Source organism: Winogradskyella litoriviva, assembly GCF_013249065.1.
In the GTDB taxonomy this organism is placed as follows: domain Bacteria; phylum Bacteroidota; class Bacteroidia; order Flavobacteriales; family Flavobacteriaceae; genus Winogradskyella; species Winogradskyella litoriviva.
In genome coordinates this window covers 92,583-108,466 of record NZ_JABRWQ010000006.1, presented here as the reverse complement: position 1 = coordinate 108,466, position 15,884 = coordinate 92,583, and the positions used below count along the sequence as shown (strand labels likewise).

At 30.8% G+C, this 15,884-nt stretch carries 15 protein-coding genes; 4 read left to right on the top strand and 11 right to left on the bottom strand.

Annotated features, from left to right (window positions below; genetic code table 11):
- Positions 1–51 precede the first annotated feature (51 nt).
- Entirely contained in the window at positions 52–750 is a 699-nt protein-coding gene (locus HNV10_RS13840; RefSeq protein ID WP_173301991.1) for a porin family protein, read from the top strand.
- On the opposite strand, the gene HNV10_RS13835 is transcribed toward HNV10_RS13840, so the two are convergent.
- From HNV10_RS13835 to rplM, 11 genes are all read right to left on the bottom strand, one after another.
- On the bottom strand, positions 745–1,353 hold the full coding sequence (locus HNV10_RS13835; protein ID WP_173301990.1) for a hypothetical protein: 609 nt from the start codon (positions 1,351–1,353) through the stop codon (positions 745–747). The two genes, HNV10_RS13840 and HNV10_RS13835, sit on opposite strands and share 6 nt — an antisense overlap.
- A 10-nt stretch (positions 1,354–1,363) precedes the next feature.
- Positions 1,364–2,833 (bottom strand): RNA polymerase factor sigma-54, encoded by a 1,470-nt coding sequence (gene rpoN, locus HNV10_RS13830; RefSeq protein WP_173301989.1) that lies wholly within the window; start codon positions 2,831–2,833, stop codon positions 1,364–1,366.
- A 76-nt stretch (positions 2,834–2,909) separates the two neighbouring features.
- Complete coding sequence (asnS, locus tag HNV10_RS13825) at positions 2,910–4,355, bottom strand: asparagine--tRNA ligase (RefSeq protein WP_173301988.1); 1,446 nt, start codon at positions 4,353–4,355, stop codon at positions 2,910–2,912.
- Between the two features lie 65 nt (positions 4,356–4,420).
- Positions 4,421–6,829, bottom strand: a complete 2,409-nt coding sequence (locus HNV10_RS13820; RefSeq protein WP_173301987.1) for an efflux RND transporter permease subunit — start codon at positions 6,827–6,829, stop codon at positions 4,421–4,423.
- 64 nt (positions 6,830–6,893) lie between these two features.
- Entirely contained in the window at positions 6,894–8,174 is a 1,281-nt protein-coding gene (locus HNV10_RS13815) for a DUF5686 family protein (RefSeq protein ID WP_173301986.1), read from the bottom strand.
- Positions 8,175–8,243: 69 nt separating this feature from the next.
- Positions 8,244–8,798, bottom strand: coding sequence for a ribosome recycling factor (gene frr / locus HNV10_RS13810; protein WP_173301985.1), 555 nt, complete (start codon positions 8,796–8,798; stop codon positions 8,244–8,246).
- Between the two features lie 48 nt (positions 8,799–8,846).
- Positions 8,847–9,551 (bottom strand): UMP kinase, encoded by a 705-nt coding sequence (pyrH, locus tag HNV10_RS13805; RefSeq protein ID WP_194241048.1) that lies wholly within the window; start codon positions 9,549–9,551, stop codon positions 8,847–8,849.
- A 218-nt stretch (positions 9,552–9,769) separates the two neighbouring features.
- Complete coding sequence (gene tsf / locus HNV10_RS13800) at positions 9,770–10,744, bottom strand: translation elongation factor Ts (protein WP_173301984.1); 975 nt, start codon at positions 10,742–10,744, stop codon at positions 9,770–9,772.
- Positions 10,745–10,827: 83 nt separating this feature from the next.
- Entirely contained in the window at positions 10,828–11,622 is a 795-nt protein-coding gene (gene rpsB, locus HNV10_RS13795; protein ID WP_173301983.1) for a 30S ribosomal protein S2, read from the bottom strand.
- 170 nt (positions 11,623–11,792) lie between these two features.
- Positions 11,793–12,179, bottom strand: a complete 387-nt coding sequence (gene rpsI, locus HNV10_RS13790) for a 30S ribosomal protein S9 (protein WP_173301982.1) — start codon at positions 12,177–12,179, stop codon at positions 11,793–11,795.
- Positions 12,179–12,634, bottom strand: coding sequence for a 50S ribosomal protein L13 (gene rplM, locus HNV10_RS13785; protein ID WP_173301981.1), 456 nt, complete (start codon positions 12,632–12,634; stop codon positions 12,179–12,181). The genes rpsI and rplM overlap by 1 nt, the downstream gene beginning before the upstream one ends.
- 284 nt (positions 12,635–12,918) lie before the next feature.
- Here rplM and HNV10_RS17240 point away from each other — a divergent pair, with 284 nt between their 5' ends.
- From HNV10_RS17240 to HNV10_RS13770, 3 genes are read left to right on the top strand one after another with little or no spacing between them, the layout of a single operon-like run.
- Positions 12,919–13,668, top strand: coding sequence for a phosphorylase family protein (locus tag HNV10_RS17240; protein WP_173301980.1), 750 nt, complete (start codon positions 12,919–12,921; stop codon positions 13,666–13,668).
- The gene (locus HNV10_RS13775; protein WP_173301979.1) at positions 13,661–14,707 is read left to right on the top strand and encodes a glycosyltransferase family 2 protein; all 1,047 of its coding nucleotides are present in this window, start codon (positions 13,661–13,663) and stop codon (positions 14,705–14,707) included. The genes HNV10_RS17240 and HNV10_RS13775 overlap by 8 nt, the downstream gene beginning before the upstream one ends.
- Before the next feature lie 3 nt (positions 14,708–14,710).
- Positions 14,711–15,883: a polysaccharide biosynthesis protein gene (locus HNV10_RS13770; protein WP_173301978.1), complete on the top strand. Its 1,173-nt coding sequence runs from the start codon at positions 14,711–14,713 to the stop codon at positions 15,881–15,883.
- The last annotated feature ends 1 nt before the right edge of the window (position 15,884 follow it).

The following is a 15,884-nucleotide window of genomic DNA, read 5'->3' as shown; positions in this document are numbered from 1 at the left end:
TCAGGGCGTTTTTTGTTTAATAGATATGAAAGATTTTGTAGCTTTATCAACATGAAAAGTTTCGTTTTACTTTTACTTATAATGCTAGGTGCTTTTGGATTTTCCCAAGGAGTTAAATCAAAACAAATTGAGGCTGATACTAATTATAGAGAAGATCAATTTTATGCTTCGATAACATATAATTTAATAAATGAGAAACCTTCTGGTCTAAAACAAAGTGGCTTTTCTTCGGGTTTTCATTTTGGATTTATTAGGGATATGCCAATTAATACCCGTAGAAATATAGCTTTAGGTTTGGGTTTAGGTGTTTCAACCAACTCATATAATCAAAAAAATATTTTAATAGAAGATATAAATAATGAAGTCTCTTTTAGTATTATAGATGAGGATGATTATAATGTTTCAAAGAATAAGTTTACAACCTATTTAGTAGAAGTGCCTTTTGAATTTAGATGGCGCACATCTACTGCAGAAGATTATAATTTTTGGCGAATATATACGGGTTTTAAAGTGGGTTATTTGGTATATAATAGTACCAAGTTTAAAAGCGAAATACTGAATTCAGAACTTTCTAACATTGATAGTTTTAATAAATTGCAATATGGTTTAACTTTAAGTGCTGGCTATAGCACTTGGAATTTTCATTTGTATTATGGTCTTAACCCTATTTTTGATGTCGATTCAAAAATTGAGAACAATGATATTAATATGAAATCCTTGAAAATAGGATTAATGTTTTATATTTTATAACCAGTAATTTAGTAAAATTAATTGTGGTGTAAAGCCTGTAAAAATCCCTAAGATTAACTCTTGGTTTGTATGAGCTTTTAAATGCAAACGAGATGTAGCAATTGCGCCCAAAATTACCATCATTAGTGCAATTGTTCCGTTGATATTGATATGATAGTAAACTCCAATATTAATAGCAAACATAAAAAAACCGGCAGCAGCAATCATATGTATACTTGCTTTAATTTTAAATACTGCTAAAATAAAGCAGATAAAAGTAGAGCAAAGTATACCTAAGAAAAAATAATATAACTCTATTAATTCAGTAGGAGGTAATACTCTAAGTAAAATTAAAAAGATAATGATGCAGTTTATAAATAATGGAATTAATCGTTCTCTAGTACTTTTCAAATAAATAGAATTCACCTTATTTATTGTTTTTAGTAAAAAGAATAGAAGAATAGGTAAAATAATAGTAAGGATAACGATAGAAAATATCTTAGCCTTCATTATTGGTTCTGGAATATAACGTGGTGTTTTAGAAAAATAAAAAAGTGTACCTAATAAAGGCATTATTAATGGATGGAACACAAATGAAATGCTCTTTAAAATAAAATTTTTCATCCAAGGTGTCTTAAAGTTCTTTTCTTAAACGTGCAACAGGAATGTCTAATTGTTCTCTATATTTCGCAACAGTACGTCTTGCAATTGGGTAGCCTTTTTCTTTTAAAATTTTAGAAAGCGCTTCATCTGTTAAAGGTTTCTTTTTACTTTCTTCTTCAATGACGGTTTCTAAGATTTTTTTGATTTCTCTTGTAGAAACTTCTTCGCCTTGATCGTTAGTCATAGATTCTGAGAAAAATTCTTTTATCAGTTTTGTACCGTAAGGTGTATCTACATATTTACTATTGGCAACACGAGATATGGTTGAGACATCCATTTCAATTTCGTCTGCAATATCTTTTAATATCATAGGTCGTAAATTACGTTCATCACCTGTTAAAAAGTATTCTTTTTGATAATGCATTATAGCACTCATTGTAATGAATAAAGTCTGCTGACGTTGTCTTACAGCTTCAATAAACCATTTAGCTGCATCTAACTTTTGTTTTATAAACATTACAGCATCCTTTTGGGATTTAGACTTTTCTTTAGTGGCTTTATAACCTTTTAGCATATTGTTGTATTCTCTAGATACATGCAATTCTGGTGCGTTTCTTCCATTAAGGGTTAATTCTAATTCGCCATTAACAATCTTAATAGCAAAATCAGGAACAATATGCTGTACAATTTTATTATTACCAGCATAAGAACCACCTGGTTTTGGATTAAGATGTTCTATTTGTTCTATAGCATTTTTTAATTGTTCTTCGTTGATGTTGAACTTCTGCATTAATTTTTTGTAATGCTTCTTTGTAAATTGTTCAAAGCCTTTATCTATAATTGCAGTAGCTAATTCTACATCAGGATGCTGTTCTTTTCTATGTAATTGTATACTCAAACATTCTTGAAGATTCCGTGCACCAACACCTGCTGGATCTAATTGATGGACAATATGTAATACTTTTTCGACTTCTTCTTCAGTAGTGTAAACGTTTTGAGTAAAAGCTAAATCATCAGTAATATCAGATAAGGAACGACGTATATAACCGCTTTCGTCCACACTACCAACTAAAAAATAGGCAATTTCCTCTTCTTGATCAGATAAACGGAAGGTATTTAATTGATTTATTAAATGTTGTGTAAATGACGTGCCTGCAGCGTAAGGCACGGATTTATCTTCGTCATCGGCACTGTAGTTATTGGCTTGTGTCCTATATTCTGGTATTTCATCGTCGCTTAGATATTCATCTATATTAATGTCTTCTGCTTCAATGGATTCGTTATCATTGAATTCTTCATCTGTAGAATTGTCAAACTCATCAAAATTATCATCTATTTCATCTGATTCTTTTCCGGTATCTAAGGCTGGGTTTTCTTCTAGTTCTTGTTTTAAACGTTGTTCAAAAGCTTGCGTAGGTAATTGAATCAATTTCATCAGCTGAATTTGCTGAGGAGAAAGCTTCTGTGATAGTTTAAATTGTAAAAATTGCTTTAGAGACATAAATTTTCTGTTGATTATAAATGTAATAAAAAAACCTGATAGGTGTCTAAAACCTATCAGGTATATATAATATCAATTAAAACTCTGCATTTTGAGGTGTTCTAGGATAAGGAATAACGTCTCTAATATTTCCCATTCCTGTAGCGAACATTACTAAACGCTCAAAACCTAAACCAAATCCTGAGTGTACTGCTGTTCCGTATTTACGTAAATCTAAATACCACCATAATTCTTCTTCATCTATATCTAAGGCTTTCATTTTCTCTTTAAGAACATCCAAACGCTCTTCACGTTGAGAACCTCCAACCATTTCACCAATTCCTGGAAACAATATATCCATAGCTCTTACGGTTTCTCTTCCTTCTGAATCTGGCTCGTTTAAACGCATGTAAAATGCTTTAATGTTTGCTGGATAATCAAATAATATCACAGGACATTTAAAGTGTTTTTCTACTAAGAAACGCTCGTGCTCAGATTGTAAATCTGCTCCCCATTCATTTATTAAATAGTTGAACTTTTTCTTTTTATTAGGTTTACAATTTCTAAGAATTTCAATAGCTTCTGTATAGCTAACACGCTTAAAATTGTTATCTACTACAAACTTAATCTTTTCAATTAAACTCATGTCACTGCGTTGTGCTTGAGGTAATTTTTCTTCTTCTTTCTGCAAACGATTATCTAAAAATTCTAAATCTTCTTTATTGTTTTCGAGAATATAACTTAAAACAGATTTCATAAAATCTTCAGCCAAATCCATGTTACCTGCTAAATCCATAAAGGCAACTTCTGGTTCAATCATCCAGAATTCTGCTAGATGGCGCGTTGTATTAGAATTTTCTGCTCTAAATGTTGGTCCAAAGGTGTAAACTTTACCTAAAGACATCGCATAGGTTTCAGCCTCAAGTTGACCAGAAACGGTTAAATTCGTTTCTTTTCCGAAAAAATCTTCTTTATAATTTACGGTTCCATCTTCATTTAGTGGTGGGTTTTTAGCGTCTAAAGTGGTTACTTTAAACATTTCGCCAGCACCTTCAGCATCACTACCAGTTACAATAGGTGTGTGCATATAGTTAAATCCATTTTCATTAAAATACTTGTGTATTGCAAATGATAATGATGAACGTAAACGCATTACTGCACTAAATGTATTTGTTCTTGTACGCAGATGAGCATTTGCTCGTAAAAATTCAAAAGTATGTTTTTTAGGCTGTATAGGATATGTTTCTGGGTCTGAGTCTCCTAATACGTCTAATGTTTTTACAACGATTTCAACAGATTGTCCTTTACCTTGGCTTTCCACTAATTCTCCTGTGACATGAATGGCAGCACCTGTGGTAACGCGTTTTAATAAGGCTTCGTCAAAATTTTCAAAATCAACAACACATTGAATATTATTTATCGTTGAACCATCATTTAAAGCAATAAATCGGTTTGCTCTAAAAGTTCTTACCCAACCTTTTATAGAAACGTCTTGTAAGGTTCCATCTTGTGACAATAATTCTGCTACAGTTTTTGAAGTCATTTTTTAATTATTTTGAATGCTAATATATATGATACCAAATAAATTTTAAAATCTATTTAATAGTGTTAATTGTTTTGTTCTACGCTGTCTTCAGTATCATCTTCCGAAGGAATAATATTTATTGAAGGTTCTCTTAATACTTCTTTATTTGCAATATTTCGTTCTAAAGATAATAGAAGCGAAGGTAATAACAGTAAGTTAGAAAGCATAGCAAAAAGTAAGGTTATAGATACTAAAGCACCTAATGCAACGGTTCCTCCAAAGCTTGAAATTGTAAATACAGAAAAGCCAAAGAATAATACTATAGAGGTATAAATCATACTCACACCTGTTTCTTTTAGGGCAGCATAGACAGATTTTCTAATTTTCCAATTATTAGCTTGCAGTTCTTGTCTGTATTTTGCCAAAAAGTGTATGGTGTCATCTACAGATATTCCGAAGGCAATACTAAATACTAAAATGGTTGAAGGTTTAATTGGGACACCAACATAACCCATTAATCCTGCAGTAACTAAAAGTGGTAGTAAATTTGGTATTAATGATACAATTATCATTCTAAACGAACGGAAAAGATAAGCCATAAACAAAGCAATAAGAATAATAGCTAAGACTAATGATATTACTAGATTTTTAACTAAATACTTTGTGCCTTTTTGAAATACTAAAGCTTTACCAGTCATTATAACTTTGTAACGTTCATTAGGAAACACTTTATCTATTTTGGTTTGTAGGTCTTCTTGAATACGTTCCATTTTAGCTGTTCCGATATCTTTCATAAAGGTCGTTATACGAGCATATTGACCAGTGCTATCAACAAAATTACTTAGCAAATCAACGTCTGAAGTTGAGTTTTTAGCATATGATAGAATAAAACTGTTTTCTTGGCTTGTTGGTAATTGGTAATATTTTGGATTACCGTTATAATAAGCTTGTTTACTGTATTTAACTAAACTTACTACAGAAATAGGACGCGATAATTCTGGTATTTCATCTATTAACTCCTCTAACTTCTCCATTCGTTTGAGAGTCGCTAATTTCATTACGCCTTTTTTACGCTTGGTATCAATCATTATTTCTAATGGCATAATACCATCGAATTCAGATTCAAAAAAACGAATGTCTCTAAAAAATTCGGTGTCTTGTGGCATGTCTTCAATAAGACTTCCTGATATTTTAATTTGGTAAATACCAATTATGCTCGCTATAATTAAAATTAATCCTGTAGCATAAATGGTAATTTTTCGGTCTTTAACCATGCTTACCATCCAGTTTACAAAAGCACTTATCCATCGCTTATTTAAATGTTCTAAATGACGCGCTTTAGGATAAGGTAAAAATGTATATAGTATAGGAATAATTAGTAGACATAAAATAAAAATTGCAACAATACTCAAGGAGGCAACAATACCAAATTCTTTTAATAATTTACTTTGTGTAAAAATAAATGTTGCAAAGCCAGAAGCCGTAGTAACGTTAGTCATTAACGTGGCGTTACCAACTTTTGTAATTACTCTTTGTAGAGATTTTATTTTATTACCATGTAACTTTACTTCGTGCTGGTATTTATTTATTAAGAAAATACAATTAGGTATACCAATAACTATAATTAATGGCGGAATTAAAGCTGTTAGCACTGTAATTTCATAGCCTAGTAATCCTAAGATTCCAAAGGTCCACATAACCCCAAAACATACAACAATGAGCGAAATAAATGTGGCTCTAAAAGATCTAAAAAATAAAAAGAATATAAATGATGTTACAAAAAGTGCTGCACCAATAAAGATAGGAATCTCATCTACAATACTTTTAGCATTTAAAGTTCTTATATATGGCATACCTGAAATACGTACATCCAAGCCAGTTTCAGTTTCAAAATTATCTACCTTTGGTAAGAAATCATCAAGAATAAAATCTTTTCTTGCAGAAGTATTAACAATATCTTTTTTAAGGTAAATAGCAGTTCTTATAGTTTTAGATTCTGCATTAAATAAGAAATTATCGTAAAAAGGGTATTGTTTAAATAATTGGTTTTGAAGCTTGTTTATCTCTTCTTTACTCGTAATGGAATCCTTAATAAAAGGTAGTAAATCAAATTGTTTTTTTTCTGTGTTTTTTACTAGTTTTTGAAGATCCTTAATGGATAACACAGATTCAACTTCATCATAATCTTTAAAGGAATCTGCTAGTTTGTTCCAAGCGTTAAGTTCTTTTACAGAAAATAAACTTGAATCTTTAACTCCTATAACGATTAGATTACCTTCTTCTCCAAAGACATTTAAAAAATCGTTATAAATTAAATTTACCTCATGGTCATCAGGTAATAAATTAGCTTCAGTAAAGGTAAAACGCATGTGTTTCCACTGTAGACTAAAAAACACGGTAGTAAGTATTATAGCAATAAGTATAAATATCTTATTACGTAAAATAAGCCTTGCAATAGCTTCCCAAAATCCTGTGGTTAAAAGTTTAAACATGCACCAATTAAAATAAGCGACAAAGGTAGAAAAAACCTAAGGAATTGTTAGGTAATTTATTATATTATAATGAAATATTAAACGTAAACTTAAAAGCCATATTATCTTCTGGTTTTGGCAAGTGATAACCACCATAACGATAGGCAAAACTCAACCCGAAACCAAAGAATAACTTATTAATTTCTAAGCCAGACTCTGAGTAAAGTTTTTCTAAGGTATTAAAATCAATTCCTGAGTGATTGTTGATGCTTTTCATTTCACCAATGGCATGACGAGATATGAGTACAAGTTGTGGCTGAAAACGTTCACTTATATTAAACGGTTTAAAACTATGTTTTAATTGTAAAGTAGAGAATTTATCGCTAAAAAATTCATTGAAATACATTGTTTCAAAGCTATTTAAACCAGCAACTGAAAATCGATTCATAATAGTTTGCTTATTAATATTGTTAGGATAAGCATGATATAAATGTGTTAATGGTGTATCTCCTCCTGCAATTCCTGCGACTAAAGTTATTTTAGTTACATCAGTATTTTTATGTGTAAATTGCTGTATAGTTCTAAAATCTAATTTTGAAAAATTAAAGTTACTCCCAAAAATAGACTTATAGCTTTGGGTAACTTGAAACGTAAATTTTGGGTAACCATCTTTTGTTTCTTTTACCTTATCGTCTACTATAATAAAATGGCTAAAGGGACTCCATTGTAAACTTATTTTAGCTGAACTTATATCAAAGGTTTTATAGGTTTGTCCACCAGCCATATAGTTGTAGTTATAAGTAGGTGTTATTTTTGATACAGAAAATTGAGTTTCTGAAAGTAAATGATTAGAAACTTTATGCTGAATACCTATAGATTTAGTAATATGTCTATGGAATAAATCTATGTTTAATAAACGTGGTTCAAAAAATGAAAAAAAACGTTTGTCCGTTAAAAATTTTGAACTACCAGTTTCTTGTAAATCGTCGACATAAGATAGATTTATCCAAGTGTTTGAAGCTTCACTAACTCTAAAACCTCCACCTATTTTATACTTTAATGCTTTGTCTCTAAATCCATAAACGAGGTATCCATTTAAGCGATATCGTTCGGAGAAATGTTCATTAGTTTCTCCACCTAAACCCGTTCTGAACCCTTCATATTGATTGAACTTTATGAGATATCTTAAGTCTAGATTAAAAAAACTAATGGGTAAAAAACCATTACCAATATTTTTAACAAAGTTTATTTTTTTTATAGAATCTCTGGCTTGTTGCGAAGAGTCTTTTTCTAAGACAGGTGGTTTTTGCGCATAATTATACGTTGCAAAAGAAAGAAGTAAAACAACGAATAGATGCTTTAACATTATAATATTAAATTGAGTTAAAAAAATATCCCAATGGAAATTGGGATATAATCTTTTGACGTTTTAAAATTATACCGTCATAATTTCTTTCTCCTTAACACTTAAAGTTTCATCAATTTTTTTAACGTAAGTATCTGTTAAATTTTGAATATCAACTTCTGCATTTTTCTGTAAATCTTCAGATACATCAGAATCTTTAATGTCGTGATTTGCATCTTTACGAGCATTTCTAACTCCAATTTTAGCATCTTCAGCTTCTGATTTAGCTTGTTTAGCTAAATCTCTTCTTCTTTCTTCAGTTAATGGTGGAACATTGATGATAATAGTGTCGCCATTATTCATTGGATTGAAACCTAAATTTGCAACCATAATTCCACGTTCAATTTCTTGAAGCATTGACTTTTCCCAAGGCTGAACGGTAATTGTTCTTCCATCTGGTGTATTAACATTTGCAACTTGGCTCAATGGTGTTTGAGATCCATAATAATCTACCATAACGCTTCCTAACATTGCAGGACTAGCTTTACCAGCTCTAATGTTAGTAAATTGCTTTTCTAAATGCTTAATAGCATTATCCATAGCTTCTTTTGCTGAGTCTATTATAAATTTTATGTCTTCGTTCATAATGTTGAAATTTTAATTTACACTTATCAAAACTTAAGCCAAAACTTATTATTTGACTTTAGTACCAATGTTTTCTCCAGTAACTACTTTTAATAGGTTCCCTTTTTTATTCATATCAAAAACAATAATTGGTAAATTGTTTTCTTGACTTAATGTAAAAGCTGTTGTATCCATAACTTTAAGCCCTTTACTTAATACATCCTTAAATGAAATATTGTCAAATTTTACTGCATTTGTGTCTTTTTCTGGGTCAGCTGTATAGATTCCATCTACTCGAGTACCTTTTAAAATAACGTCAGCTTCAATTTCAATAGCGCGTAAAACAGCCGCTGAATCTGTAGTGAAATAAGGGTTTCCTGTACCACCTCCAAAAATAACAACACGTCCTTTGTTTAAATGACTCATCGCTTTTCTTCTTATAAAAGGTTCAGCCACTTCATTGATTTTTATTGCTGTTTGTAAACGTGTTTTTATACCTGCATCTTCTAACGCATTTTGTAATGCTAATCCGTTTATTACAGTAGCTAACATTCCCATATGATCTCCTTGTACTCGATCCATTCCATTCATAGCACCTGCAACACCTCTAAAAATATTTCCACCACCAATAACAATGGCAACTTGCACACCTAACTCTGTGATTTCTTTAATGTCTTTGGCATATTCTGATAATCGTTCTGGGTCAATACCATATTGGCGATTTCCCATTAGGGCTTCACCAGATAATTTTAAAAGTATTCTTTTATATTTCATTGGGTAGATTATATTTTAATGTTTTATCTAATAGGGTTGGTACAATACTAATACTTTTAAAATAAAATAATATTATCACTGATTTTAATAGATTGATTAAAAGTTGAGCAAATCTAAGCAATTATTAGCATCTGTAAAAGTGAAAAAAACGCAATAAAAAAGGCTTCTCAATTTTGAGAAGCCTTTTTAAGTATTATAAGTTAGTTAAGAACTATTAATTACCCTACAGTTGCACGCTTAAATCCTGTTACAGCAACATCACCATAAGTTTTAACGTAATCAGCAACAGTTTGCTTTTCGTCTTTAATAAACTTTTGGTCTAATAAACATTTTTCTTGATCTAACGTTGTGTTGTCAGAAATAAAACGTTCCATTTTACCAGGTAAAATTCTGTCCCAAATTTGTTCTGGCTTTCCTTCAGCTTTTAACTCTGCTTTTGCAGCTTCTTCTGCAGCAGCAATAACTTCAGGAGTTAATTGCGCCATAGAAATATAGCTAGGTACATTTTTTAAAGTTTTACCTAAACGACCTAATTCTATATTATCTTTTTCAATTACAGCAATACGAGCTTCAGTTTCTGAAGCAACAAATGCTGGATCAAAATCTTTGTAAGAAAGAGTTGTTGCTCCCATTGAAGCAACTTGCATCGCCACATCTTTTACTAAAGTTTCAACGTTATTCACCTTAGCAGATAAACCAACTAATGCAGCAATTTTATTAATATGAACATATTGTCCTACGAATGGTGCATCTAATTTTTCAAAAGCAGTGATTTCTAACTTTTCTCCAATAACTCCTGTTTGCTCAATTAATTTATCAGCAACAGTCATTCCTCCAAAATCAGCAGCTAAAAAAGCTTCTTTTGAGTCATAGTTTAACGCAATATCTGCTAAATCGTTAGCTAAAGCAACAAAGTTTTCGTTTTTACCAACAAAGTCAGTTTCACATCCTAATACAATAGCAACACCAGATGTGTTATCTGCATTTATTTTTGCGATAGCAGCACCTTCAGAAGAATCTCTATCAGCTCTTTTTTCTGCTACTTTTTGACCTTTTTTACGTAAAACTTCAATGGCTTTATCAAAATCACCACCAGCTTCAACTAAAGCTTTTTTACAGTCCATCATACCAGCACCAGTTGCTTGTCTTAGCTTATTTACTTCTGCTGCTGTAACTTTTACAGTATTTTCCATAATTTTTTAAAATTTAAAAAGTCATTTAATTAATTTTCAAACTGAAAAGAACCAAATGACTTTTAATATTGTATAAATGTTATTTATTCTTCTTCTTGAGCTGCTTCTGGAGCTTTTTCAGCTTTTTTAGCTGGTTTTGCTGCTTTAGCATCTCCTTTTTGAGATTTTGCATCTTTTTCTGCACGTTCAGCTTTTCTTTCGTTTAAGCCATCAGCGATTGCAGATGTTACTATAGATAAAATTTTATCTACTGATTTAGAAGCATCATCGTTAGCAGGAATTAAATAATCTACTTCACGAGGATCAGAGTTAGTATCTACCATCGCAAAAATTGGGATATTTAATTTTTGAGCTTCTTTAATAGCAATATGCTCACGCATAATATCAACAACGAATATAGCACCTGGTAAACGTGTCATGTCAGAAATAGAACCTAAATTCTTTTCTAATTTTGCACGTAAACGGTCTACTTGTAAACGTTCTTTTTTAGATAAAGAGTTGAATGTACCATCTTTCTTCATTCTATCAATAGCAGCCATTTTCTTTACGGCTTTTCTAATAGTAACAAAGTTTGTTAACATTCCACCTGGCCAACGCTCAGTAATGTATGGTTGGTTTACAGCACCTGCTTTTTCAGCAACGATGTCTTTAGCTTGTTTTTTAGTGGCAACGAATAAGATTTTTTTTCCTGATGCTGCTATTTTAGCTAACGCTTCAGAAGTTTCTTCAATTTTTGCTGCTGTTTTGTAAAGGTTGATAATATGGATACCGTTACGCTCCATATAAATGTAAGGAGCCATGTTTGGGTTCCACTTACGTGTAAGGTGACCGAAGTGTACACCTGCTTCAAGTAATTCTTTTACTTCTACTTTTTCCATTTTGTAATAGTTTACGTTCTGTTAAATTAGCAATGTTCCATTTGGCTTATGCCGTTGGCTTCATTTAGATGCTAAACTGTTTGATTCTAAATTGACTTAGAATCGTTTTAATAAAATAAAATAATTCAGAACTCGTAAAAACAAGTTCTGAATTAAGTGTTGTTTGGATATTAACGTTTCGAGAATTGGAATTTCTTACGCGCTTTCTTCTGACCGAATTTCTTACGCTCTACCATTCTTGGGTCTCTCGTTAATAGACCTTCTGGCTTTAATACTAGTCTGTTTTCTGGATCTAATTCGCACATAGCACGACTTAATCCTAAACGTATTGCTTCTGCCTGGCCGGTGATACCACCTCCATATACGTTAACAGTAATATCAAAGTTGCCATCATTGTTAGTCAAGGATAAAGGTTGGTTTACTTTGTACTGCAATGTTGCAGTACTAAAATAATCCGCCATGTCTTTTTTGTTCACTGTGATTTTGCCACTTCCTTGAGCAACGTACACACGAGCAACAGCCGTCTTTCTACGGCCAATTTTGTGAATTACTTCCATTAGTTAATTTCGTTTAATGTCATTGTCTTTGGTTTCTGAGCTGCATGAGCGTGCTCTGTACCAGTAACAACTGTTAAATTTCTAAAAAGAGTTGCTCCTAATTTATTTTTAGGTAACATTCCTTTTACTGACTTCTCCACTAATCTACTTGGGTCTTTCCCAAATAATTCAGTAGCTGTCAAACTTCTTTGTCCACCTGGATAACCTGTGTGACGGATGTAACTTTTTTCCGTCCATTTGTTACCAGTTAAGTTGATTTTTTCAGCATTAATAACAATTACGTTATCACCGCAATCAACGTGTGGCGTAAAATTAGGTTTGTGCTTACCTCTTAAAAGTATTGCTACTCTTGAAGCTAAGCGACCTAAAGTTTGTCCTTCAGCGTCTACTAAAACCCACTCCTTGTTAACGGTAGCTTTGTTAGCTGAAACTGTTTTGTAGCTTAATGTATCCACACTAATTTGATTTGTAATTGTGCCGTAAAGCACAATAGATTAAACATTCCTCTTCTTAAAAAAGAGTTTGCAAATTTACGATAAACTCTGAGATTACCAAACGTTGGTTAAGGTTTTTTTGTTCTGAAAATCAGTTTAATAATAATCTTAGGAAATAGACCTTTAACTAATTATGTCAGATTCTATTTTCTTAGTTTGCAATTGTGTTTATTTAAGCACTAAGTTCAATTGCCTTTTATATATTTACAATTCAATTCCTTTTAAGGATTAATAAAAAAACAAACGTGCATTTTATAACTCCGGAAGACGCTTTTTTTGAAGAAAAATCTACTTTAGATATTTTGAAACTTGTGCATTGGAAGAAACAAAATAACTTGTATAATTTTAAGGTTTTACCAAAAACAGCAATTTTATCACAAACCAATATACTAAGTAAAAAGGACAGGGTTTTATTAAAACGAGTGAAAGGTATTACTGGTAAAAATTATATACTATCAGGTTCCGTTTTAATATGCACTGGTTTTGGAAATGGTGCGCCTGCAATTGTTAGTTTAATGGAAGAATTGAGAGCCTTAGGCGTTACAGCGTTTTTATTTATGGGTTTTGCGGGTAGAATACAGGATACGATTAAAGAAGGAGAAATATGTATTGTGAATAAGGCATACTCTACAGTTGGTTGTACTATGTTTTATAGTGCTGAAGATTCTTTTATTCCAAATAAAAATAATTGGTTTGCGAATTTAAATACTAAACTTAATTGGAAAAATGCAATATGTTGGAGTACAGATGCTCCTTTTAGAGAAACTCCGAGTTTAATAACTACTTATACGAAAAAAGGTGCTGACCTCGTAGATATGGAATGTGCGGCTATTTATGCTTTTTCTCAGTTTTATGGTTTAAATGCTTTGTGTGTTTTGGTTGCTTCGGATTCGCTTTTTAATATGAATTGGTTACCTCCAAAGAATATGGATAAATTGAACAAAACAATGATTAATACATTCAAAACTTTGTATAAACTTATTTCTAATGTCTGATGCGAAAATTCCAATATCGTTAATCACTACTTTTTATAATGAAGAGGATTTATTGTCTAGGTGTTTAGATTCAGTCGCTAACCAAACATTTAAAAACTTTGAGTTTATATTAATTGATGATGGCTCAACAGATAAATCGTTAAAAATTGCAGAAAAGTTTTTGCCCAAATTTAAGCATGTTAAACTAATATCTACAGAAAACTCAGGTCATGCAGAGGCTAGAAATGTGGGATTAAATAATGTTACCGGAACATATGTTACGTTTTTAGATGCAGATGATACGCTTGTTGAGCATATGATGCTTGAGTTTTACAATAAAATACAAGAGCAGAATACGGATTTAATTATTAGCGATTTTAAATCGGTAGATGATGTTGGTGCCAATGAACTAACAACTAAATGGAATGCGGCATTCTTAAAAATAAAATATACAGAAGAATTAGCGCATTTAATGTACACCGAAAAAATTCAAGAAACAATTTGGGCAAAACTATTTAAAACAGAAATTGCAAAACAAATTAGTTTCAACAAAGGTCTTTGGTTTGATGACAGACCTTTTCTAATAGAGTTTTTATTTTTATCGAAAACTGTAGATTTTATTCATAAAAAATTAGTGGTTAATTATGCAAATAGAGCATCAATTACAAGACGAATTTTAGAGAAAAAAAGAATAGAAGATGTATATTATTTATTCAATGTAGAATTAGATATTGTTGAGAGATGTAATCAAAATTCCTTTTATAAAAAAAGTGTATTTAAGAACACTTTAGATTTTTTCATAATTACCTATTTAATTCAAATTATAGATTATGATAAAATAGGTAATTTAAAAGAAGTTCAAGGTTCTTTTCAACGAGTTTTTGGCAAATTTAAAAAAGACATAAAAAAAGAATCTATAACGTTTAATTTCAAAAAAACGGTTCAGATATATTTGTTATCGCTGCCAAAATATATAGGTTGGTCTAATGTTAATCTATTATTTCGTCTATTCAAGAAAAAGAGTATTCAACATATAAAAAAGTTAAAAGACGTTGATTAATATATGGAGATAAATCATTTATTAATAAAGCGTTTTAGTTTACTAAGTGTCGTACAAGTTGTTAACTCAGTATTTCCTATTGCCTTATACCTATTGTTAATTGATAGATTAAGTATTGCAACTGTTGGCGTTATTATGTCTTGGCAAATGGTGTTTTCAATCGTAGCGAGTATAAGTAACTATAATTTCCCTACGATATTAATTCCTGTTGCTGAAAAATTAAAGAGTCAACGGATTTTATCCGTATACTGGAATAGATTGTTACAGATTCGTTTTTTTGTAGTAAGTATAGTCGCTTTACTTACTATATTCAGTATTAGTTTTTTACCAGAAGTTGCTATACTTTCATTTATGATTTTATTGGGTAAACTATTTAATCCAAGTTCATATTTTATAGTAATGTCTAAAAATAGGCTATTACTTATTTATAATTTTTGCACACGTTTATTATCATTTATTATTGTTTTTTTATGTGTTACTAAAGTAACGTGTCAGTGGACTAATTTTATTATTGGTTGCTCTGAATTGTTTGTTTCTATAGTTGTATTAAAATATATAAAATGGTCTATTGGTTTTAAGTTTATTAAAGTCTCAAAACTCTTTAAATTTTTAAAGAAAGAACGATTGCCATTTTACATACAATCTGTAAATGCTTTAATAATAATGGTTATAATTCCGTTATCGCATTTGTTTTTTGGAGCTTATACAGCAGGTGTTATTTCTATCGTAGAAAAAATGCTTATGCTGATAAGAGGTATTTCTGGTAACTTATTTTTTAGTGTCTTACCTGAGACATGGCATAAAAATAATGGTAAGACTATTGTTCTTAAGTCCATTCCGATTTTTCAAAAAATAACATTTATAATTATTCTAGCTTCGGTGGCTTTTATCTTTTTATTTAAATCAATAATAATTCAAAAATTCAGTGCAGAGATGCCATATTATTTATTGTTGGCAATTGTTTCATTTATACCTATTATTCTCAGCACACCTTTTCAAATATTGTGTTTTAAATTTAAGAGATTTAAAACTATCTTTTATATTTCAAAAGTACATCTCTTTTCTTTGGTAATTGGTGTGTTTATTTTAGGAAAGCTCTTTGGAGTATATGGAATTATAAGTTCAATTATTATTCATGAAACGCTTTGCTATTACTTGTATCGCAAGTTGAATTAAT